The organism is Nitrosomonas sp. TNE100 (assembly GCF_055387135.1).
Window position 1 is genome coordinate 1611318 of sequence record NZ_AP040997.1, and the last position, 23884, is coordinate 1635201.

The 23884-nt window shown below is 47.9% G+C and carries 14 protein-coding genes, 1 tRNA gene and 3 pseudogenes; 3 read left to right on the top strand and 15 right to left on the bottom strand.

Features of this window, described 5'->3' with window-relative positions:
- Nucleotides 1-96: 96 nt before the first annotated feature.
- Nucleotides 97-1311: a DUF1207 domain-containing protein gene (locus ACZ5EJ_RS07645; RefSeq protein WP_011634711.1), complete on the bottom strand. Its 1215-nt coding sequence runs from the start codon at nucleotides 1309-1311 to the stop codon at nucleotides 97-99.
- Nucleotides 1312-2076: 765 nt separating this feature from the next.
- Between ACZ5EJ_RS07645 and ACZ5EJ_RS07650 the strand changes: the two genes are divergently transcribed.
- Together ACZ5EJ_RS07650 and ACZ5EJ_RS07655 are read left to right on the top strand one after the other, a co-directional pair.
- Nucleotides 2077-2391 (top strand): BON domain-containing protein, encoded by a 315-nt coding sequence (locus tag ACZ5EJ_RS07650; protein WP_041353796.1) that lies wholly within the window; start codon nucleotides 2077-2079, stop codon nucleotides 2389-2391.
- A gap of 516 nt (nucleotides 2392-2907) precedes the next feature.
- A complete protein-coding gene (locus ACZ5EJ_RS07655; RefSeq protein ID WP_464556858.1) occupies nucleotides 2908-11865 on the top strand; it encodes a glycoside hydrolase family 94 protein in 8958 nt (2985 codons plus the stop codon).
- Nucleotides 11866-12010: 145 nt separating this feature from the next.
- On the opposite strand, the pseudogene ACZ5EJ_RS07660 reads toward ACZ5EJ_RS07655, so the two are convergent.
- A pseudogene (locus ACZ5EJ_RS07660) lies at nucleotides 12011-12318 on the bottom strand (IS5/IS1182 family transposase); the annotation flags it as partial.
- A gap of 998 nt (nucleotides 12319-13316) precedes the next feature.
- The gene (locus ACZ5EJ_RS07665; RefSeq protein ID WP_256201571.1) at nucleotides 13317-13445 is read right to left on the bottom strand and encodes a hypothetical protein; all 129 of its coding nucleotides are present in this window, start codon (nucleotides 13443-13445) and stop codon (nucleotides 13317-13319) included.
- A 302-nt stretch (nucleotides 13446-13747) separates the two neighbouring features.
- Here ACZ5EJ_RS07665 and ACZ5EJ_RS07670 point away from each other — a divergent pair.
- Nucleotides 13748-14628: pseudogene (locus ACZ5EJ_RS07670) on the top strand (IS630 family transposase).
- 12 nt (nucleotides 14629-14640) lie between these two features.
- Here the strand turns inward: ACZ5EJ_RS07670 and ACZ5EJ_RS07675 are convergent.
- The 12 genes and pseudogenes from ACZ5EJ_RS07675 to ACZ5EJ_RS07730 form a co-directional block, all read right to left on the bottom strand.
- Entirely contained in the window at nucleotides 14641-16107 is a 1467-nt protein-coding gene (locus ACZ5EJ_RS07675) for a DEAD/DEAH box helicase (protein ID WP_011634715.1), read from the bottom strand.
- Between the two features lie 158 nt (nucleotides 16108-16265).
- Nucleotides 16266-17063: a hypothetical protein gene (locus ACZ5EJ_RS07680; RefSeq protein WP_011634716.1), complete on the bottom strand. Its 798-nt coding sequence runs from the start codon at nucleotides 17061-17063 to the stop codon at nucleotides 16266-16268.
- Nucleotides 17064-17301: 238 nt separating this feature from the next.
- Nucleotides 17302-18009 (bottom strand): cytochrome c-550 CycA, encoded by a 708-nt coding sequence (cycA, locus tag ACZ5EJ_RS07685; RefSeq protein ID WP_011634717.1) that lies wholly within the window; start codon nucleotides 18007-18009, stop codon nucleotides 17302-17304.
- Between the two features lie 61 nt (nucleotides 18010-18070).
- Nucleotides 18071-19192, bottom strand: a complete 1122-nt coding sequence (gene haoB / locus ACZ5EJ_RS07690) for a hydroxylamine oxidation protein HaoB (RefSeq protein WP_464556860.1) — start codon at nucleotides 19190-19192, stop codon at nucleotides 18071-18073.
- Nucleotides 19189-20901 (bottom strand): multiheme c-type cytochrome, encoded by a 1713-nt coding sequence (locus tag ACZ5EJ_RS07695; RefSeq protein ID WP_074456509.1) that lies wholly within the window; start codon nucleotides 20899-20901, stop codon nucleotides 19189-19191. Before ACZ5EJ_RS07695 ends, haoB begins: the two co-directional genes overlap by 4 nt.
- Nucleotides 20902-20988: 87 nt before the next feature.
- Nucleotides 20989-21252, bottom strand: a complete 264-nt coding sequence (gene rpsT / locus ACZ5EJ_RS07700; protein WP_011634720.1) for a 30S ribosomal protein S20 — start codon at nucleotides 21250-21252, stop codon at nucleotides 20989-20991.
- A 304-nt stretch (nucleotides 21253-21556) separates the two neighbouring features.
- A pseudogene (locus ACZ5EJ_RS07705) lies at nucleotides 21557-21838 on the bottom strand (transposase); the annotation flags it as partial.
- Between the two features lie 20 nt (nucleotides 21839-21858).
- Nucleotides 21859-22251, bottom strand: coding sequence for a helix-turn-helix domain-containing protein (locus ACZ5EJ_RS07710; protein WP_166485030.1), 393 nt, complete (start codon nucleotides 22249-22251; stop codon nucleotides 21859-21861).
- A 137-nt stretch (nucleotides 22252-22388) separates the two neighbouring features.
- Nucleotides 22389-22464: transfer RNA gene (locus tag ACZ5EJ_RS07715), tRNA-Arg, on the bottom strand.
- Between the two features lie 159 nt (nucleotides 22465-22623).
- Complete coding sequence (locus ACZ5EJ_RS07720; protein WP_011634723.1) at nucleotides 22624-22851, bottom strand: DUF3460 family protein; 228 nt, start codon at nucleotides 22849-22851, stop codon at nucleotides 22624-22626.
- A 176-nt stretch (nucleotides 22852-23027) separates the two neighbouring features.
- A complete protein-coding gene (locus tag ACZ5EJ_RS07725; protein ID WP_011634724.1) occupies nucleotides 23028-23414 on the bottom strand; it encodes a SirB2 family protein in 387 nt (128 codons plus the stop codon).
- Nucleotides 23415-23475: 61 nt separating this feature from the next.
- Complete coding sequence (locus ACZ5EJ_RS07730) at nucleotides 23476-23820, bottom strand: SpoIIAA family protein (protein WP_011634725.1); 345 nt, start codon at nucleotides 23818-23820, stop codon at nucleotides 23476-23478.
- Nucleotides 23821-23884 lie beyond the last annotated feature (64 nt).

A 23884-nucleotide genomic window follows, 5' to 3' on the forward strand; every position in this document is an offset into this window, starting at 1 on the left:
TTCAAAGCCAAGGTTGGCCTAGAGGCTCTGCGTGGGCGTAAAGGCAATCAACGAGATTGGCCAGGAATACGAGTATCCTGGATGCGACAGACAGATCTAAAAATGGTAGTGCGCTCCGATTCCCATATAGTCAACTTTTTCTTTAAAAAATTGACCAGTAGGAGAGTTCCCATTGAAATATTCGGCAAAAAATTGAAGTCTCCTACCGAAAACCTGAAAATCTTCAAATTGAAATCCAGCCTTAACAGAGAGATCAGCATTCCAATTGTTTTGTTCGTAATTCTTAATATCAATCGCCAGAACAGGCCGTACTGGGGCAATATCCAAGCGCCACGGGCTCCTGAATTCGATGCCATATTGAATTGACCAAGGTTTGATTGTTGAGGGTTCTTTGTGAAAGATACCGCCACCTCCTCCATAAACACGCACTCCATAGGGAAGTTCATAAGACAGTCTGAGATCGATACCTTCGTAACTAAGATTGACCCGATCGAGGTCGGTTAGCTTCCTTAGTAGAAATTCATCCCCAAGATGCGAGCTCTGATGATAAATCCGCGCGAATGCAGATGCATTACCTGCACGCATGCTTGAATAAATCGATGCAATGAAATCTGTGTTGATGAGATCGGATGAAGGGGCGTCGAGATTGAAATCGCTAAACACGCCAGCTTGCAGCCCCACTTCCCATTGTGCGGAGTATTTCCCGAAATTGGCCCGATAAAACGGTAATGTTTCACCAAAACTAACAGCAGCGTTATTATCACCATCAATATTGCCCCCAAGGTAATTGCGATAGGCAGCAGAAAAATGAGCCCACCGCGGATCTGCCAGTAACGGCTTAAATAAATAGCCTGAGGGTAAAATCCCCGTCGCAAGTATTGTTGGATCATCGGTTGTGGGTATGTTTTTTTCTTCTTCAGTAACGGTATCACTCGGCGCTGGAGACGTAGTCGTGATGGGTTGCTGATCAGTGGGTTCCTTTATGTTTACTCCAGTCACTCCTGGTATCTCCAAGAGCACCTGTGTGATCCTGGCGTGATCTTCTGGTAATACTTCACTTGCTGATAAGGTAATATTTCCGTTACGTACAGTTAACGAAGGGGTATCACTCTTGAGTTCGTACTTGAGGATACCGGTAGCGTAACCAGCAATATAAGAATCATCCGTTATTGCAGCGCTGGCAGTGGATATACAAGCCAACGAGACTATGATGGTTAGCAGAATTCGCATAACATGCCTGAATTTTCTCAAGGTGCGATTTGAACAATTTTGGGCCAAAAGAGAATTCTTTGTTTCGTGTATTTTCTGCATCTGTCTTCCAGACTATTTGGTTTTTGATCACTCGGCTGAATACTGAGAGTACGATTGCTTCACTGCGCATTATCAGGAAAGGGCAAAAGAACCTTTTCAAAGTACTTCTATCTGAACCAGGATATTAATTTAATCCAATTCAATCGGATGAAGATTCAATTCTGTTTGAACTGAGTCTGCTGGAACCCATTCCAATTTTTAGTAGCTAACCCCCTTGCCTACCTCTCTAAGATTATTACAGAAATAGCGCATTTAGTATGTACACCAGCCCACAAAGCCAGAGCAATCGCACAAACATCACCTCACCGTAGACTGAGGAGTTCAGCGCGGGAATTGTTTGATGTGGCGGCAATCAAGCGTCGAGTCTTGAACCTGCCTTTGCGATCGGTCACTTCGGCAGCGGCCACAACTGCCGCGTGCAGCAACCTGAATCATCCGGAATGAGACATCCTTCACTATCTTGCCATTATCTACAACAGGGGCAGTCGTCTTTGTGTGCTAGCGTACACATCAAGTGCATTATTTCTGGTAGTCTAATTTGAGGATTACGATTAAAAATGGAAAGGTACGATGATTCTTGCTCGGCGGGTTCTCAGAAAACCGTTTCCTGCAATAATAAAGACTTATCGCAGAATCGAACAAGATCACGGACTTCAGATTGAATACCGTACCCAAAGTAGTAAAGTAAACAAAGTCCCCCTTGGTCTAAAAAAATTGAGAGGGTGTTTAGCTTTATCAATTATTCGAGAGAACCTTATCATGACGATGACGCAGCTTAATAACAATTTCTTCACTTTCTTCTTAAGTATCCTAATAATTTCTTTGCTGGGCTGTGCGCCTACCGCAAAGCAATCAGGAACCGGAGAATATATCGATGATAGTGTCATTACCACAAAGATCAAAGCAGCGATTTTCAATGAACCCACCCTAAAATCTGCTGAAATTAACGTTGAAACTTTCAAAGGTGTTGTTCAATTGAGTGGCTTCGTTAGTTCGCGGGCTCATGCCAATAGAGCGGTTGAAGTTGCACGTAGTGTTGCGGGTGTAAAATCTGTCAAGAATGATATGCTAATCAAATAGTAATTGTTGCATTGCTTAACTGATCAGCCATTGTATTTTTTATCATTATATGGGTATATAGGTAGAAAAATAGAATGGAATGTAAAAACATTGTGCGACCAAGGAGGCTCGCTATATGTGATAGTGCGGCGTTGCACCGGTCATTCAAGCTACTTAGATTTAATTGTCTGCCTGGTTGGGCGCTTGCCGCTTGCTCATCAATATTTCGTCATAATCATAATAAGTTGGGTTAACGAGGCAGGGGCTTCCTTAATCGTACGAACCATGCGCAAATAGTTTTTGGTCGTCCCCTCTACTGTAAAGAAGTATCCCTTGGATGCAGCTGAACGGTAGGGGTACGCGCATATGACGAAAAGGCCTGCTCCCTGCGCGTCTTGCCAGTAATGACTGTCCAGCTCCACCTCATTCCATCTGGATATGTATTTTTAAGAGGTACTTAGATTCTGATTCATCCAATCATGGCATTGCCAGGAAATGGAAATTTGAAATCTTAATCCAAAACGGAATACATTATAAATGAAAACCAATAGTAACTATATCCTCCGATATCTGCGCCGATGGAGCGTCTATTTGGGTGGTGGTATTCCACTGAAGGATGCCTTTAATGAGTTGCCGCTACGTTTAGAATTGCTCAGTGTTGAGCAGATGGAACAACGCGGCAGGCGTCTTGCGGCCATGCATAAATTGTCACAGGAGCGCTCGCAGAATCAGTTGATACAGCGCCTAGCCGAGAATGAAGCGATCTTAATCAATGTCTGCAGTCGACTTACGGCAGCGGTAAAAGCCAACCAACAGATCACACCGGCCAGTGAATGGTTGCTTGATAACTTCTATCTTGTCGAAGAACATATCCGCATTGCCAGGCGCCATATGCCTAAAGGCTATCACCGTGGATTACCCCGATTATTGAATGGTTCTTCGGCAGGATTGCCGCGTGTCTATGATATTGCACTAGAAATCATTTCGCACGGGGATGGGCGGGTAGACTCGGAAAGTCTCAGCCGTTTTGTCTCGGCTTATCAAACAGTTAGTATGCTTAATTTAGGTGAATTATGGGCCATTCCCACCATGCTGCGACTGGCCTTAATTGAGAACCTGCGGCGCGTTGCCATTCGCATCGCCGCTAATAGGGTTGACAGCGATCTTGCCAACATATGGGCCGATCGAATGGTAACGGTCGCGGAGACAGATCCGAAGAGCCTGGTGCTGATAATTGCAGACATGGCGCGCTCGCAACCTCCAATGTCAATACCATTCGTATCAGAACTTACGCGCCGACTGCAAGGGCATGGTCTTGCTCTAACACTACCATTATCCTGGATCAAACAGGTGCTTTCCGAGTCAGGGCTGACTATCGAGCAGGTTATCCAGTCAGGAAATCAACATCAGGCTGCTGACCAGGTTTCCATTAGTCACAGCATCAGCAGCCTACGTCTTCTGGGGGGAATGGATTGGCGCGAGTTTGTCGAAAGCATGAGTATTGTCGAGCAAACATTGAGGGAAGATCCGGACGGTACCTATGGCAAGATGGATTTCTCCACCCGTGACCACTATCGTCATACAGTCGAAAAGATTGCAAAGCGGAGTTCCCTTACCGAAGCCGAGGTAGCGCGAAGTGCGGTCCAACTTGCACATGAGGCTCAGGCAGCACATCCGGATGGTGAAGAACGCATGGCGCATGTGGGTTTCTATCTGATCGATCAGGGCTTGCACGAGCTTGAAACAAAAGCACAAGTACGCTTCTCTATCGTTGAAACACTCATAAAAATGGGGGCGAAGTATACATTACACGTGTACCTCGGTTTGATCACACTCCTGACACTGCTGTTCAGCACCGGCCTAGTAGCCATCGCGCACACTCAAGACGTGACGGATGAATTCTTGCTGTTGATCGGTATATTCGCATTATTACCCACGAGCCAGTTAGCACTCGCCCTGGTGAATTGGTTAGCAACCTTGTTTGTGACCCCACATTTGCTGCCACGCATGGATTTCTCTACGGGCATCCCCGCACAATCTCGGACACTAGTCATCGTGCCGAGCATGCTTACTAATTCGCAAAGCGTCAACGACTTAGTTGAAGTGCTGGAAGTGCATTTTTTAGCGAACCAAGATAAAAACCTCTATTTTGGTCTTTTGACTGATTTTCACGACGCACATGAAGAAACGCTACCCGAAGACGAGCCTTTGCTGCAGCTGACTCAGGCGCGAATCGAGACACTTAATGCAAAATATGGTACTGCAGAAAAGAGTATTTTCTTTCTTTTTCATCGCCCGCGCCGCTGGAACCCACAAGCGCTTATCTGGATGGGTTATGAGCGCAAACGCGGCAAACTTGCCGATCTAAATGCATTATTGCGCGATAAAACACATAGTAATGTCGATAAACGCTTTTCACGTATCGTTGGTAATACCTCTTGTCTCACAAATATAAAATATGTTATCACCCTGGATACGGATACACGGTTACCGCGCGATGTTGCATGGCAGCTTGTAGCTGCCATGTCCCACCCACTGAACCGCCCCCGCTACAATAAGACGCGAGAACTTGTATGTGAAGGCTACGGCATTCTTCAGCCGCGCGTCAGCGTGAACCTGGAGAGCACTAATCGCTCGCGTTATGCACGATTACATGGTGGTGAGGCCGGTATCGACCCCTACACCGGCGTCATCTCGGATGTCTACCAGGATGTATTCGGCGAGGGCTCTTTTATTGGCAAAGGCATTTATGATGTAGATGCGTTCGAACGAACATTGAATGAGCGCTTTCCAGAGAACCGGATTCTCAGTCACGACTTGCTGGAAGGATGTTACGTGCGCTCTGGTTTGTTGAGTGATGTACATGTATACGAAGATTACCCTGCACACTACCTTGTGGATGTGAGCCGCCGTCATCGCTGGATACGGGGCGATTGGCAATTACTGGGCTGGTTGCTGCCACATGTTCCAGGTCCTGGTAAGCATCGACCAAAAAATCCTCTCTCGCGTTTGTCGCAATGGAAACTGTTCGACAATCTGCGGCGCAGCCTCGTACCGATTGCGTTACTGCTGCTGCTATTATTAGGCTGGGTAGTGTTGGCTTCACCCTGGTTCTGGACCTTGGCCGTAATTGGTACACTCTTGATTTCACCCTTAGTAGAATTGGTTGTGGAAATCTTTCGCAAGCCAGAAGAGGGATCGTTATATCAACATTTTGCTGCGTCACTCGACACGGCCAGCCAACGCCTGGCGCAAGGAGCCGTTACTTTAGCATGTCTTCCCTTTGAAGCCTGGTTCAGCTTAGATGCAATCATGCGTACGGTGTGGCGTATGTCATTTACTCACAAACGGCTGCTCGAATGGAATCCATCAGGCGAAGTCGCGCGCAGCAGCCACACAGGCTTCACCGCCGTATTGCGCGCAATGTGGATTGCTCCACTGATCGCTATTGCTACAACCCTCTACCTGCTGCTATTCAAACCCACTGCACTTGTAGTAGCGGGACCCATTCTACTGCTGTGGTTAGGTTCACCTATGCTTATCTGGTGGACCGGACAGCCACTCACACGAGGTGAGACACAGCTGACAGCTAAACAAACTATCTTTTTGCGCAAGATTTCTCGCAAAACCTGGGCATTTTTTGAGACTTTTGTCGGGCCAGAAGATCATTGGCTGCCGCCGGATAATTATCAGGAACATCATGGTGTTGCTGTTACACACCGTACCTCACCAACTAATATCGGGATGGCACTACTCGCGAATTTATCCGCTTATGACTTCGGTTACCTAGCGGCCGGGCAGCTAATTGAGCGTACGACACATACCTTCAATACCATGCAAACACTGGAACGATATTGCGGTCATTTCTACAACTGGTATGACACGCGATCATTGAAACCACTACATCCGTTTTATGTTTCGACAGTGGATAGTGGAAACCTGGCGGGTCATCTGTTGACCTTGCGGTCAGGTTTGCTTACGCTTGCTGACGAAAAAATCTTTGATGTACGCTGGTTCCATGGACTCCACGACACACTTGGAATCCTGTTGGATGCAGCAGGAAATACTCGTTCGGATCTGCTCATCGCATTACGGAAAGATATCGATTCCGCATGCAGCGCCCCACCTACTACACTCACGCTTGCACGGCAATGCCTCGGCCAGTTGGTGAAACGTGCAGAAGCGCTTGCCGGTAGCATTACGACTGCCACGCAACAGCCCTCTCAAACAGAGAATGCGCTTATATCAACCCGTAAGAAGCAACCACTCGCCGAAGCTGGGGGGTACCTGGTGATAGATAAGCATCTCATGCACAACCCCACCTTGGATCACACCGGCGCCATCATTTCCGATACAACTTCTGAGAGTGACATGGTTTGGTGGTCATATGCACTGGTCCGGCAATGCCGCGCAGCCTTCGACGAACTAACCTTTCTGGCCCCCTGGCTGGCGTTGCCAGTCGCACCGAGTGGGCTCGACAACAACCTTGATATCACTGAGATTCCAACGTTACGAGAATTGGAAAATATCGGAAATAAATTGCTGCCAGCAATCGAACAACGACTTGAAACCTCCCTTACGAATACTTTGACATCTGCGGAACATGCATGGCTACGTGAGTACTGGCACTGCATCACACAAACGTGTCATCGTGCCACTGAGCGAATTGCGACCATCGAGCAGCTTGCCATGCAATCGGGTGAATTTGCATGCATGGCATATGACTTCCTATATGATAAATCATCCCGTTTACTGGCAATTGGGTACAACGTGGATGAGTTGCGACGAGATGCAAGTTACTACGACTTGCTGGCTTCGGAAGCGAGATTAATCAATTTTGTTGCAATTGCACAGGGAAAAGTGCCGCAAGAGAGCTGGTTTGCCTTAGGGCGTTTGCTTACAACTGCTGGCGGCAAACCCGTGCTTTTATCGTGGAGTGGATCGATGTTTGAGTATCTGATGCCACTCCTGGTAATGCCAACCTTTGAAAATACACTGCTTGACCAGACCTATAAAGCAACGGTAGCACGGCAGATTGAGTATGGACGGCAGCGAGGCATACCATGGGGCATGTCGGAATCCGGCTATAACCTAGTCGACGCTCATCTCAATTATCAGTATCGAGCATTTGGTGTGCCTGGCCTGGGACTCAAACGCGGACTCGCTGATGACCTGGTCGTTGCTCCTTATGCTACCCTGCTGGCGCTGATGATAGCACCCAAGGCAGCGTGCCTGAATCTACAGCAACTTGTTGCACAAGGACTGGAAGGTAAATTCGGTTTTTACGAAGCGATCGACTATACGCCATCACGTCAGCGGCGCGGGGAGCTAAGCACAATAGTACGATCTTATATGGCTCATCATCAGGGAATGAGCCTGCTCTCCCTGGCCTATCTACTACTGAATCGCCCGATGCAGAAACGCTTCGAATCAGAGCCATTGTTCCAAGCGACTTTACTGCTTCTTCAAGAGCGAATCCCCAAAGCTACGACATTCTTTCCCCGCACGACCCAGTTTTCCAATATCCAGCTGGCTGCTCGTATTGCAGAAGCACCGATTCGCATTTTCAGCAATGTCAGAACGCCTCTACCGGAAGTTCAATTGTTATCCAACGGACGTTATCATGTAATGGTTACCCACGCTGGTGGTGGCTATAGCCGTTGGAAAGATCTTGCCGTCACACGTTGGCGTGAAGATACAACTTGCGATAATTGGGGATCGTTCTGTTATCTGCGCGACGAAAGCAGTGGTGAAATCTGGTCAACTGCCTATCAACCAACACTGAAACAGCCACAGCATTACGAGGTGATTTTCTCCGAGGGACGCGCTGAATTTCGCCGTCGTGATTTTATAGGCGATGGCGATTTTGAAACCTATACTGAGATCGTAGTGTCACCAGAAGACGATATCGAACTGCGCCGTGTGCGCATTACTAATCGTGCCCATACTTCCCGCACCATCACAGCGACGAGTTACGCGGAAGTTGTGCTCGCTGTACCCATTGCAGATATGCTGCATCCAGCTTTCAGTAAGCTGTTCGTGCAGACCGAAATTGATGAGAAATATCAGGCAATACTTTGCACGCGCCGGCCGCGCTCAGCTACCGAGCAAACATCCTGGATGTTTCACATGATGACAACGCATGGAGTGGATGTCAATGCCATTTCTTATGAGACGGATCGAATGCAATTCATTGGCCGCGGTCACACTGCAGCCGATCCGCAAGCGTTAAGCAGCACATCCTCAGGAATGCTTTCTGGCAGCCAGGGTTCGGTGCTGGATCCGATTGTCGCTATTCGTCATGCCATTACACTCGGCCCGGAGCAAACGATTACCCTGGATATAGTGAGCGGCATAGGAGAGACGCGTGCTGACGCTATAAGTCTGATTGGGAGATATCAAGACAAGCGACTTGCGGATCGTGTCTTTAATGTTGCTTGGACACATGCCCAAGTAGCGTTACGCCAACTCAATGCAAGTGAAGCTGACGCACAACTTTACGGACATCTGGCCAACTCTATTCTTTATACCAATAGTTTACTGCGCGCTGAAGCCAGCATTTTGATGCAGAATCGTCGTGGGCAATCCGATTTATGGGGCTACGCCATTTCTGGAGATTTACCTATCGTCCTGCTACAGATTGGTGATGTAGCCAATATACAATTAGTGCGTCAATTGGTTCAGGCTCACGCCTACTGGCGTTTAAAAGGGTTGGCAGTGGATCTAGTGATCTGGAATGAAGATCGCGCCGGTTACCGGCAATTGCTCCAAGACCAAATCATCGGTTTAATTGCGGCGAGTACCGAGGCGCACGTCATCGATCAACCAGGCGGCATCTTCGTGCGACGCACGGAGCAGATATCGAACGAAGACCATATTCTATTCCAATCCGTTGCACGAGTGATCATAACAGATACCCGAGGAACGCTGGCAGAACAGATCAACCGCCGCAACATCGGGGATGTACGGATACCGCGCTTTCGGCCGAGTCAAAGCTACCGTGCAGATCCCCCTAACAGTAGCCCATTGCCGCCACGTGATCTTATTCTGCACAACGGACTGGGCGGGTTCACGCGGGACGGGCGAGAATACGTCATAACGACCACAGCTACGCAGATGACGCCAGCACCATGGGTAAATGTGTTGGCAAATCCACATTTTGGCACGGTTATCTCCGAGAGTGGCCAAGGCTATACCTGGAGCGAAAATGCACACGAGTTCCGTCTTACACCTTGGCACAATGATCCGGTGTCTGATACAGGTGGAGAAGCCTTTTATCTACGTGATGAAGAGAGTGGCCATTTTTGGTCACCTACACCTCTGCCCTGCCGTGGCGCAAATCCGTATGTCAGCCGGCACGGATTTGGCTACAGTGTGTTCGAATATACTGAAGGAGGCATCGTCTCAGAGCTGTGGGTATATGTGGCTATAGATGCTGCAGTCAAATTCTCGGTATTGAAAATACGTAATGTATCCGGTCGGCCACGCCGACTCTCTGCAACTGGCTATGTAGAATGGGTGCTGGGCGGTTTGCGGTCAAAATCAATCATGCATGTGACCACGGAAGTAGATCCTGGCAGTGGTGCGGTGTTCGCACACAATCCTTACAATATGGAATTCGTTGGTCGAATTGCCTTCTTTGATGTGGATGGAGTCAATCGCTCAATCAGTTGCGACCGCGCCGAGTTCATTGGACGTAACGGGTCACTCAGAAATCCGGCTGCCATGGCGCGCACACGTCTTTCCGGTAAGGTGGGGGCAGCATTAGATCCTTGTGCTGCGATCCAGGTAAGTTTCGACTTGGCAGACGGAGAAGAACGTGAAGTTATTTTCCGCCTGGGGCAGGCCGGTAGGCGTGGGGCCGAAGATGCGCGCAGTCTGGTGCATCGTTTTCGCGGATCAACAGCCGCGCACACTGCACTCGAGGCGGTATGGCAATACTGGAACCACACTCTTGGCGCAGTCCAGGTGGAAACCCCAGATCCGTCTCTCAACGTGCTCGCCAATGGATGGCTTATCTACCAAACACTTGCCTGTCGCTTGTGGGGACGCAGTGGTTATTACCAATCAAGTGGTGCCTTTGGTTTCCGTGACCAGTTGCAAGATGTGATGGCGCTAATCCACGCTGAGCCAAAACGCGTGCGTGAGCAATTGCTGCTGTGTGCAGCGCAGCAGTTTGTGGAAGGTGATGTGCTGCACTGGTGGCATCCACCATCAGGTCGTGGCGTACGCACCCGTTGTTCAGACGATTATCTCTGGCTACCGCTGGCAGTATGTCGTTATGTATTGAGTACCGGTGATATGGGTGTGCTGGATGAATCCGTTCCCTTTCTCGAAGGCCGCCCGGTTGGCCCTGAGGATGACTCATATTACGATCTGCCAGGACGTTCGACCGAATCAGCCAGTTTGTACCAACACTGTGCGCGTGCTATTTGGCATGGCTTGAAATTTGGTGAGCATGGCCTGCCGCTGATCGGTTCCGGAGACTGGAACGACGGCATGAACCTAGTAGGCTTGCACGGCAAGGGTGAAAGTGTCTGGCTCGCCTTCTTCCTGTACGAAGTATTGATGCGCTTCGCTGAGCTAGCACAGCAGAAGGATGACATGCCTTTTGCCGAACAATGTCGGAACGAAGCTGAACAACTGCGCCAACGCATCGAGCAAAATGCCTGGGATGGTGCCTGGTACCGCCGTGCATACTTCGACGACGGCACCCCACTGGGATCGGCGAGCAACACAGAATGTCAGATCGACTCAATCTCACAAAGCTGGTCGGTCCTCTCCGGCGCAGGAGACCCTATACGTTCACGCAAGAGTATGGACGTCGTCTATGAGCGACTGGTACGGCACGATCATGCGCTGATTCAGCTTTTTGATCCGCCGTTCGACACATCCGATCTGGATCCGGGCTATATTAAAGGTTATGTTCCTGGTGTGCGCGAAAACGGAGGGCAGTACACTCATGCTGCTATCTGGGTCGTCATGGCGGTCGCGGCCTTGGGCGACAACCAGCGTGCATGGGAATTGATGGACATGATTAATCCCGTGAATCATGGAAAATCAGCAACAGATGTGGCGATTTACAAAGTCGAGCCCTATGTCATGACTGCCGATATCTACGCGGTCTCACCACACATCGGTCGTGGGGGGTGGAGCTGGTATACGGGTTCTGCTGGCTTGATGTACCGGTTGATTGTGGAGTCTCTGCTTGGCTTACGACTAGACGTGGATAAACTCTATTTTGATCCCTGTCTGCCCGCATCCTGGCAAGCGTTTAAACTATATTATCGGTATCGGGAAACTGTCTATCATATTACCGTGTCGCAAACGACGGATACTGGCAATGCTCCACAAAGCAGTGTAATGCGCGTTACGGTGGATGGCATCGAACAATCCGACAAAACTATTCCGCTAATTGACGATCGTCAGGATCATACGGCCGAAGTAAACATCGTAACCCCGCCCAGCGACACTGATGATCAGGCAGATAATTGAGTAGAATGAGGCCAATATTAACTAGTCGCCCCTGAAAAACTCTCGCTACTGATTGCAGTTTTTGGAATCAAATCTGATTTTCTATTGTTCATTCGGATCAATTCGCATGAACTGAGGTTTTTATCAGAAGATTGGGATGATTTTTTTATTTTCCGTATGAGAAAACGGCAAAAAAAATGGCCAGTAGCCATTGTTTCAGATTCCAGGCGCAAGCGGCCATCAAGAGGTTGATGTGATCACCAATAGCGCCTTCAGGTAATTTTTCGCCATTCGGTAATCTGCTTCTAAATGACCAATGATGGGTTCAATGGCTGCATGTCTTTTGCATTGCTTGCGCTTTTTGTCTCGCTGGTAACGGTTATCCTGTTTGAGGATCTTGTCCGGTAGTACGATACGGGTTCCGTTAACTTCATGCTTGCCACAATGACCGCAATCACACATAGCCTGCCTAGCGTCTCATAATAGCCCGAGTGGCTTACCTCCAGGAGGCGACAACTACGGGCAACAGAGATTGCCTTCTTTTGTAACTAGTTTGACGAGCTGGTAGCTCATTTCAGTTGCCGGGCAAAGAAGGCTGACGCTTTTTAAGATATCGACATCCATCTTCAGTTGCCGGTTTTCCTGCTCAAGCTGGCGGATAAGTTGCTGTTCGGCAGTGAGCGGATGCCGATGCCAGGATTCCCACTTTGTTCTGATTCATATTAAGTTACCCAGCGACGGAGGCACTCTGACCGATACTCATGCTTCACTGATGTGGGCTATGCTCAGCCCCTGTTCCTTAATCATACGTACGATTTCTAGTTTGAAGCTGGTATCAAATTGCCTGCGTTGCTTTTTCATGTAAAACTCATCGGCTGGTGGATTTTCCACCTATCGAGGTGCCCGGATAAATTAGACCACTCACTGTCCTTCACCATTTGATAGCTCGCGCTTGTATAAACCAGTAAGCATCAGACGTAACGCTCCCTAGTCAGTCAGCGCGTCAATCTTCATCAGTACGTTGTTTTGTTTCGCACGTTGCGCCAGTTCCAGGGATCCAAAATTCATCTGTATCTTCTACTCCTCTCACCTTTTACCTTTCGCCAGTTTAGTTGTTTATTTGGCTAACGTGGGGAAGTGGTGCAGGAATCTTCCTACTGTAAATTTACCGGCCCACCCGGGAAACGGCCGTCTCACAAACAAATAATCAGAATTCTTAAAAAGAATTTTTCTTCCCAATAAATATGGAAATAAACGATGAAACTGAAGTAAAATCTGGATAATTAAACCAAGTTGCTGAAAGAAACAGAACTGGTTAATGATTGAACGCGAGATAGATCAAGATAAAGTTATTACGGAATAAACTGTTCTTATTATTGCAATCCATCCCCGCCGCAGGAAAGCTGGAGGGGATAGTGTATAGGTATAACCAACACAGCAGCGAAATATCGTGTTATGCAGTTGTCAAAAAGTTAGTTCACAACAGGCGTAAGATGCACGGCTAGTGCAGCACATCCAGCTAATAGCACCAATAAAAATACACCGGCAAATAACATATTCTTGGTGGTATCAATATCGCTGTCTTTTTCCACTGTACTCATTTTTCATAACTCCTTTATCGTATGCATTAGAAATGAAACGATGATGAATTGAATTTACATCTTATTTATTAATTCACATTAACAAATAAGATGTGGCCAGCCAGAAATATAGCATAAAAGGCCTACTTTTTGTATAACTCGGAAGAGTTGTAATCAAATGTACGATCTGTTTAGTCCTAGGATATGCGGGTCTATCTTAGAACCTGTTCAAAAAGAGGATAAAGGCAAAAACGCAGCAAGAAAGCTTAGAGCATTTTTGATTTAAATATATGCATGCAATAGACTATTCTCTATTACAACTGATGGGGAAGGTTATGCATGCCTATTCACAAGATCTTCGGGATCGCATTCTGGGTGCGTTGGATCGTGGCGAAGGTCCAACGGCAATTGCCCGGCGCTTTGAGGTGAGTCGCATGTGGGTGTATCAGGTACGCAAGCGATGGAAAGAAGAAGGCCAGCGCCATAGTTTGCCGATGGGAGGTTATCGGCGATCCCGCATTGCGCACAAGGAAGCGCAGATTCGGCAATGGATAGAAGCCACGCCGGATCTAACGCTTGTCGATGGGGGTTGAGTTTAAAAAAAACCCTGCACGCCAGCGAGCAATCGCGCACAGACGTACGTCAGGCACGAACTGAGTGGGCCCGCGAGCAGCAGCATTGGGATTGCCGTCACCTGGTCTTCCTGGATGAGACGGCAACGACCACCAACATAACGCGACAGCGGGGTCGCGCGCCGCGCGGCCAGCGCTGTGTGGCTTCGGTGCCCCACGGCCACTGGAAGAGCACCACCTTCATTGCGGGACTGCGTTACGATGCGATCACCGCTCCGTTAGTGCTCGACGGCCCAATGAACGGGGCCGCGTTTCTCGCCTATATTCAAACCTGTCTGTGCCCCACGCTGCAGCCAGGTGACATTGTGGTGGCCGACAACCTGTCTTGTCACAAGGTTCCAGGCGTCCGCGCAGCCATTGAAGCGGCAGATGCCACGCTGCTCTACTTACCGCCGTATTCGCCTGATCTGAATCCAATCGAGAAAATGTTCTCCAAACTCAAAGCCCTATTACGCAAAGCCGCCAAACGAACCATGGATACCTTATGGGCACAGATCGGCAAAGTGTTGGATCTGTTCACTCCGGAGGAGTGTGCCAACTACTTCGCTTCATGTGGATATGTAAACAAGTAAACCAAAAATGCTCTAGTTGTTCTGCTCAGCTTTATTTTTTGTAAGAGCAGTAAATAACGCAGGGATAATCTTTTTTTCTTGCCTGTATGCGAGAAGCAAAGATTGAGCATCTGATTGCTTAGGAGTTGCCAATTGCACTGGATTTGCTTGTGGAATATAGGGTTGCGTAAAAATGGGGTCTTTATGATTTTGTAGCGCGCTTCTGCGTGATCCGGAATATTTTCTGGTTTTCTCACCATTAGCAACTTCGGCTTGCTTATTGCTACGCCGGGCAATATCGGCTGATACCCTATTTTTACGATCTGGCAAGCTCCTGACAAATAACTCCGCATCAAAACCAGCAATCTGCTCTATCTCCAGTTTAGTGTTCAGAAGTTTTTCGATACTGGTCAGAAGCTCTGTTTCATGTTCACTTACCAGAGAAATTGCCTTTCCTTTACTACCAGCACGGCCTGTACGGCCAATTCTATGCACATAGTCCTCGGGATTACCGGGCAATTCATAATTGACCACATGCGATAATTTTTCAATATCAATGCCACGCGCAGCTACATCTGTTGCTACAAGTATCTGCACATCACCATGTTTGAACTCAGAAAGTGCTTGTGTTCTCTGTTGCTGATTTTTATCTCCATGAATTGCAAGCGCCAAGATTTTATGGTGAGAAAGCATTTGTGCCAGTTGGGAGGCTCCGTGCTTTGTTTTCACAAAAACAAGTGCTTGTTTCAGATCTTGCTGTTTAACGAGATGCAGCAGCAATGCAAACTTACTTTCTGGTTTTATGCGGTGAACAACATGTGAAATAGACTCATTTATTGTATTCTGCGCTGCCACTTCAATCCGAACCGGATGTTTCAGCAAACCGTCTGCAAGTTTTCTGATCTCGTCGGAGAAAGTTGCGGAAAACATCAGACTCTGTCGCTGTGAAGGTAACAACGCCATCACTTTTTTGATATCCGGCAGAAAGCCCATATCCAGCATACGATCGGCCTCGTCAAGAACCAGGATTTCTGTTTTTGAGAAATTTACAGCCTTGTGCTCAACCAGATCCAGCAATCGACCAGGTGTGGCTACCAGTATTTCCACCCCATTCCGCAACTCTGTTATCTGAGGTTCTATATTGACCCCGCCAAAAACGACAGTGGTTCGCAAAGCAAGATACTTCCCATACTTCCTGACACTTTCATCAATTTGCATGGCCAGTTCACGCGTTGGAGCCATAATCAAAGCACGTACAGGATGGCGGGCAGGCGACGTACTAGAGCTCGCATGTGCTTGCAGGTGGTGCAATAAAGGCAGAGTAAAGCCGGCTGTTTTACCAGTACCCGTCTGTGCACTGGCCATGACATCTTTGCCGGCAAGAATCGGCGGAATAACCTGGGCTTGGATCGGAGTTGGATTAATGTACCCCTCATCAATAACTGCCCGGAGTATTTCACTGGACAAGTCCAGCTGCTCAAAAGTTACATCACTACTCATAGTTTATTTTTGCAACAAGTAAAACAAAATTTTCAATGGTATTGTTTTAATAGCATACACGACAAGAATCAACATTCATCAAATTTTTCATTAACTAATCATTCACAAAAAAATCTTAAAATTACCCCTGTCCCCAAACTAAAACTCAAGACCCGTATTCATTTTCTGCTAAAAATTATTTTAAGATTAATTTTTTTGGTTTTAAACCACTTGAACAAACCATCTATCCTGTCGAAAAGATTCAGAAATACTGGTGCTCCACTGATAGCAACAGCATCTACCAGACAATACCAGGCTGAAACTCCGCTCGGCGGGTTGCCTTGCGTTAGTTCGAATATTGGTTCAAGAGTAGCCCACCGCCAAGTGCCAGCAGCAGTACCAATCAGTTCTAACCAGGTCGTAATAAAGAACGCGGCCAGATATACCAATGGCGATCTGCCCTTGAACAGATAAATCAGAAATACTACATAAAGCAATGCGCCCACCTGGTCACCATGTTCGGGTAATCCGCTAATACCCCATACTGACCACAGACCACAAGTGATCACCACAAATGCTGTAATTTTCCTGGCATATTTGAGAAAAAAACCAGATCGTGCCAGCGCGACCGCTGTCAGATAAACCATGCCATGACCCGGTGGTACATACAACGGAACATTTTCCAGACGGTAGGTATACCCCCCCATATAAATTGATGCGAAATGTTCACCCGCTGTTGCAAAAGCTACTGCAATTACAACCTGCATTCTTATTTCGCGATTTTCACCACGAAGTAATGTAATCAAAAAAATCCAGGCAATAACACCTAATATATTTTGAAGCAACAGCGTCCCGTGAGCATCAATTACAAGGCTAATTGCAACACAAAAAAACGTAAATGCAGCGATAAAATAATCACGTTTTCTGTGAACAGGACTGCCACTCACCTCCGGAAATCTATCAAATATCTTCAACATCTCAAAAAATAAAAAACCGTCTTTTCCGACGGTTGAAAATAATGACTCCCGGTATATTTTGTCTACCGAACCGAAAATAAAGATCGACAGTAATTGCAATCCCGATCGATTGATAATCAATCTGGATAATGTCTGAATTATAAATAAATTGTAAAAATTTCAACCCTAGATTTATCCCGAAAAGGTATTTTTACCTTTTCGGGATAAAATAGAGCATAACTAACTTAATAGATACTCTCTATTTTCCTTTTTTGGCAGTTTTAGCATTGGCCTGGAATTCGTCATGGAACTTGAATTTAGGCTCTCCGTCAAATACGCCATCCAGTTTGTAATGCTCGTGCATGGCTTTAACGTCTTTTACCATCTCGTCAAACTTGAAGGTATATTTCGCATCCACTTCCGGTGTGTACGGGGTATAGGGAGGTTTTGCTCCTTTCCAGGGTGATCCTTCATAGTTCAGATGACAGGCGCTGCAACGCTCTTCAAAATTAAAGTCTTGTCCCTTGCTTGCCAGGGTCTTGCGCGGCGCTTTTTTGCCCGATTTCTCAAATGCTTGCCCAGCCTTGCGGTGATCTCCCCGGTATTTACGTCCAGGCCCGTGGCAGGATTCACAGCCTACGCCTGTCAGCATGGGTTTGGGGGAGTCTATCGTGTAGCCGCCTTTCTGGCCAAATCCATCCACATGACAACCTACGCAGTCTTTGTCCTGGGTGTAGTCCTTGGCAGGATCCAGTTTGGCTTTTTGTTTGGCTTCCACTTTGACATTGGGCTTGAGCGATTCCATCGCCTTGGCGTGAGCAGTATGTTTCCACGACTGGGCTTGTGGTTTGTGACAGGAACTGCACTTTTTCCGACCTTCAAACGGAGCATCCGCTGCCAGACTCTGCCCACTTGTCAGGGTGAACAGGGCTGCAGCAACCAGTCCGCAGGCTATTATTATTTTCATGATCTCTCCTCTTTTCCTAGATGTTTGAACACAGATTATGATTCTTTTGTCTTGCCGACCATCATTGTACCTGATCAGTCAGATGGGTTGAATCCGTCGTTTTATCATGATCCGGAGCGGGTTGCAGATTGTGCTGGGTTTGTGCCTCCGGGGCCTTTTCTGCCAGTTGATAGACCCAGTATCCTCCTTGCTGGTAGATCAATCGCGGAGAGGTGAGCTCCAGCGGAGAAGGTTGGCTGGTAAATGGCAGCAGCCTGGCCAGCAGGGTGTGGTAACTGGCTTCATCTGTCAGAAAGAAGGCGCGAATCAGTTCGTCCGATAACGATTGCACAGTGTAGGCGTAGTAGCCGTGATTGCTCATCTCGGTCTTGACATGACTGATCATGCCATGCAGGTTACCGGTCAGGCGGTAGGGTTTGTAGGCAATGCCAAATTTGTCAGGGTATAGCAGACCCAGTTTGTACAGGTCGCTGATATGCACGATCAGGTAAGCATCGCGTGTACCGGCCAGTTGTCGCAAATCAGCCAGGCCACTGGCCAGCGGATTGAGCAGGCTTTGCGTAAAACGCAGAAACAGCTCGCGTTCCTGTGGATCGGCCGCAGCGCCGGTTTGTTCGTTTTCATAAGCGCGGATCGCTTGCGCATGCGCTTGCCATTCCGGCGGAACAATCAGAGGTTCGTGCAGTGTGCTGTGGAACAGTACGTCTCGTCCGGTCAACAGGGCCAGTTGGCGTGAGGTATCCCACCAGCTGAGCAGTAGTGCATCTCGCGGGGCGTATTTGTCTATTGCCGTTGCAAGCGCACTGAGTTCAGCAGCTTTCTGATCCAGCGCCAGCAGAGGTTCTCTGGTTTCGTTCTTCCAGTTGAGTAATACCTGCGGTTGATTTGCACGCTGACCAAACCAGGCTTGTGCTATCGGTTGATCCGTTCCTTCCAGATGAATGTCGTACTGGTTGATGGTCAGATCCGGCCAGGCTTCCAGTTCCAGATCAGGATAGTCGTCCACCTTGCCGGTGGCAGCCAGCTGGTAACGATAGGGAGCCTCATCCGGTGTCAGCAGCAGCCAAGCATACCCACCCAGCAAAACCAAACCTCCCGTCACCAGTAAAATCCCCAGTGGCGGGAGGAGTCGGTCAAACCAGCGCGACTGTGCGCGCCGGTTTGGTGTCAACGAAGCAGTCAAGCTTGCGTTTGCTTACGTTTACGCCAGCCAATCAGAGCAATCGCTCCCGCCAGCAACATTCCACCTCCCAGTCCTCCCAGCGAGATCTTTTCTCCCGCTCCCTTGAGGTCAAGCAGGCTGGTTTTTTTACCTTCCAGTTTGTTAACACGCGCTTGCAGAGCTGTCATTTCCTGCATCTTGGTGTATTCATCCTGGATTTCAACATAGGCACGGTTCATCGGACCCCAACCTTCGGTATAAGTCCAGCCACCTGGATTAACGTGTGCCAGTCCTACGTGCATTTTGGCCAGATTGTTTTCTGCCATTTCCAGCACTTTCAGTTCAAGTGAGGCCGGGTTGTTACCCTTGGACCAGAACAGTTGGGTGAAGATACCAAAACCCGGTTTCTCTGGCGCCGGTGGATTCGGACGATTGGTTTTTTGACCAGTCAGGGTGCCGTCTTCATACATTTTGTGAACAATGGCATTGGCTTCCTGGTATTTAGCCAGCCCTTCCAGGGTACCTTTGTCCATGAGATCCAGGTAGGAGCGGGCAAACCGTTCCGAGTGACATTGGGTACAGGTCACAACCCAGGAATCCAGACGAGCTTCTGACCAGTCGCTGGTGATGTTTTCTGCAATCCCCGGAACAAACGGGTAGTTTGCCCAGCGGGTCTTACGGGTGATGTTATGGGTATATTCCCCTTCGTATTCCATGTGGCAGGCTGCACAGGTCGGTGCGGTCTGACCTCCTTTGGAGAAGGCGTCTTTCAGACGAACATTCCAGTTCCAGTTTCCCCGGTTCATTTCAGCCAGTTTGCCATGCTTGGACATAATGTAGGCTTCATAGTTATTATGATCCACGCCGCTGTGACAGGTGGCACAGGCTTCCGGTTTGCGGGATTCTGCCGCCGAAAATTCATGGCGGGTATGACAGTTGTCGCATTTGTTCTGGTTGGTGTGGCACATGGTGCAACCTTCTGCCACTTCACGTTGCGGCATGGCTGCCCAAACGGTGGTTTCAATGTTGGCTGTGTAGTCCAGGGCGTGGGATGGACGTCCGTCAGGCCACTGGCCATTCGGCCAGATCATGGTGTCACGCTCGGATTCACGCTCGGCAAATTCTCTCAGGTGACAGGTTCCGCAAACGTCAGCTGTAGGCATGCGTACGTCTTTGGTGTGATCTGCCTTCTTTTTGGCGTTGATGTCAACGTGACAGTCAATACAGCCTACTTCCTTGAGCACTTCCTTCTCTCCTAGTTTGCCCATGGAGCGCAGGTTGTTCTCAACTTCTTCCAGCTTGCCTTTTTTGTAAAAAAGCGGATCTTCCGGCTTGAGGTTGCGTATTTTGTCCAGGTTGGCATGGGTACTGCGTTTCCATGCTCTTACCCAAACCGGCGTTTCATCAGAGTGGCATTCAACGCAGTCTTTGCGCTCAGCAATTTCTTTCGGGGAAACCGGTGGTTTGTAAAAGGTGCTCGGGTCCATGTAGATACTAAGCGCTATCGGTTCCCAGTAGTCTCCCTTCGTGCCCTTGCCAGCACCATGTGCAGGATCCTTGTAACGCTTCACCAGCGCATCATAGGTCTCTTTCGGCGTGGCTTTGCTGCGATCCAGCTTCAATGCTTCATACGTCTCATCCGGCACCGTCGATATATCCGCCTGTACCGGCCCAATCAACAACAGGCCCGCACACAGCAGCATCCCCTTCAAATACTCCCCTAATCTCATCTCTCTCTCCTTTGTAGCTGTTCTATCAACATTTTATACTTCCATTTCTGGAAATTTTTTTGATACGCAGATTTTAGTTTCAGTAACTCAACCCATTGCCTTAACTGCACCAGAAAGACGACTCTTATGTCTCGATGCTTTATTTTTGTGGATTATTCCTTTGCTTGCGATCGAATCAATAATACTGACTGATTTTCTGAACACAGTCTCGGCCAGATTTTTGTCACCAGCCACTATTGCCTTTCTGACGCTTTTAATCGCAGTACGCAGCCTGGATCGCAATCCAGAGTTTCGCTCTCGCTGCTTGATATTTTGCCTCACCCGCTTTTTAGCTTGCGCTGTATTTGCCATATGATTCTTTTGTTCTCCATTAAATTTTTAATACGCTGCCTATCAATGCCTCGAACCGCGCGATTTTACTTTCATTTCCAGCTTATTGCAAAGATCGGTTACACAATTTTGCCGAGATGCACACTGGATAATTCATTTTGACTGAAAGATTATACGAATTGTATCCGGCATAAATTATTTTTAGGAGCATCTGTGCCAATAACCATCATTGATCCAAAAATTATGATTTCTTTAATTTTCCTGAGATTTTATCAATTCTAGGCAAAACACAACTTTTTCTGGCTATTTTTTGTTTCAAGACGCACTAAAGCATTTTTAATTTATTTACACATCCACATGAAACGAAGTAGTTGGCACACTCCTCCGGAGTGAACAGATCCAACACTTTGCCGATCTGTGCCCATAAGGCATCCATGGTTCGTTTGGCGGCTTTGCGTAATAGGGCTTTGAGTTTGGAGAACATTTTCTCGATTGGATTCAGATCAGGCGAATACGGCGGTAAGTAGAGCAGCGTGGCACCTGCCGCTTCAATGGCTGCGCGGACGCCTGGAACCTTGTGACAAGACAGGTTGTCGGCCACCACAATGCTGCTACTCGCGGGCCCACTCAGTTCGTGCCCGGCGTCCGTCTGTGCGCGATTGCTCGCTGGCGTGCAGGGTTTTTTTTAAAACTCAACCCCCATTTGTTCAGTTGATGCCATAGCGCCGGCACCTTGATCTGAATGCCTTCTGCAGCCAACCGTTCACTGAGCTCGACAAGCGTTAGATCCGGCGTGGCTTCTATCCATTGCCGAATCTGCGCTTCCTTGTGCGCAATGCGGGATCGCCGATAACCTCCCATCGGCAAACTATGGCGCTGGCCTTCTTCTTTCCATCGCTTGCGTACCTGATACACCCACATGCGACTCACCTCAAAGCGCCGGGCAATTGCCGTTGGACCTTCGCCACGATCCAACGCACCCAGAATACGATCCCGAAGATCTTGTGAATAGGCATGCATAACCTTCCCCATCAGTTGTGATAGAGAATAGTCTATTACATGCATATATTTAAATCAAAAATGCTCTAGCTGGATTCCGGCTTAGTCGGATGACGTCGCTGACGTTCATTGCCAATCAGATTTACTATTGAAAGACATGGCGCGCCCAGCACGATTCGAACGTGCGACCCCCGCCTTCGGAGGGCGGTACTCTATCCACTGAGCTATGGGCGCGTGAGAAAAACGATCTGCTGACATGCCGTTTTATACTCCACCCAATGAGTTCGAAAAACGACAAATAACATTGGATGGAAGGTTATATGCCCGGGCATTATACTATTACCTTCTAATTACCGCTCGAACACATCAGAGATGAAGGCGCCGTAAATAGAATTACTCCTCCGTTTTTTGCTCCTGCCCCCTGGCTGGTTTCGGCCAGGAAAAATAGACATAACTCTTTTGTGGCGTTCTGGCTTCCTTAAAACGTTTTAGCGCTTCTCGATCAACTTCTTTGTCCCACCAGATTGCACGAGCTTCTTTCTGTTTCTCGATAAGGTCAGGCCGTTTTGCAAGCAACTCCCGCATGAATTTTGTATGTTCTGATTCGTAAGAATAATCCATATTGTCTATCCGTAAAATTATTAACTTATGAAATCTGCTCTTTTAATCTCCGGGTTACAGAATATTCTATCCATTATATCTGATTGTCGTACTGCATCCGCCCTGAGACAGATTCATTCACGACAATCCTTCAATAAAATTCCGCAAAGATTCACGATAGGATCATCAACCTGGTATTAAAACAGGAGGAGAGGATTTTTTGTCAGAGCAACTAACACGATATAGACAAACACAATTTGTGCCAGGATCCAGGCAGTTACCTTTCCCCGGCGGGTCTTAGCCAGTCTGAAAGCTGTATAACCCAACACAATATAGACTAGCAAACCAATAATCTTGGCCGCCAGCCAATGTTCAACAAGTGGATTCCTGTGCGCAACCACTGCCATCGTTACAGCACTCAGCAATAAAATTGTGTCGTTAACATGCGGTGCAATTTTCACCCAACGTTGCTGCAACAGCGGTGAAATACGCAACATCCATATTCCACGCAGCAGAAATAATGTGTAACTGGCCACAACACTCGTCACATGCACATATTTCAGCGCCAGATAGTCAATCACCATCCCTGCACCAAATCAGCCATACCTTCACTATCCAATTTTAAATGTGGCCACCCGTATCTGATCAGGCCTTGGCCCAGGCATACGCTTCATTGTAATCAGAAAAAACAACCACATCCGCATCAGTAAACAAATTGGAAACCCATGCACTCCATACTTGCCACTGGCTATCCGTCACTACCGCGACACGATTAATTTTGCTGCCGTGTTCACGCATAAACCGGATCTCTTCCCAGGCAACACCTACTGTGTAAGACACCATATCACGCCAATCCAGCAGTAAATTGGCTTCCCCATTGAAATGAAATTTGTAGAGCACCTCATCTTCAAATTGCTTGAAGTCATCCAGAGTAAATTCCCCGATAATTGCGACAACGATAAGATTGCCGGTCTCTTCAATATTGATCATTGGTCATAAGCTCCGAGTAATGAATGCTAAATCATAGATAAATGGTAGTTCTGATGCAATCAGG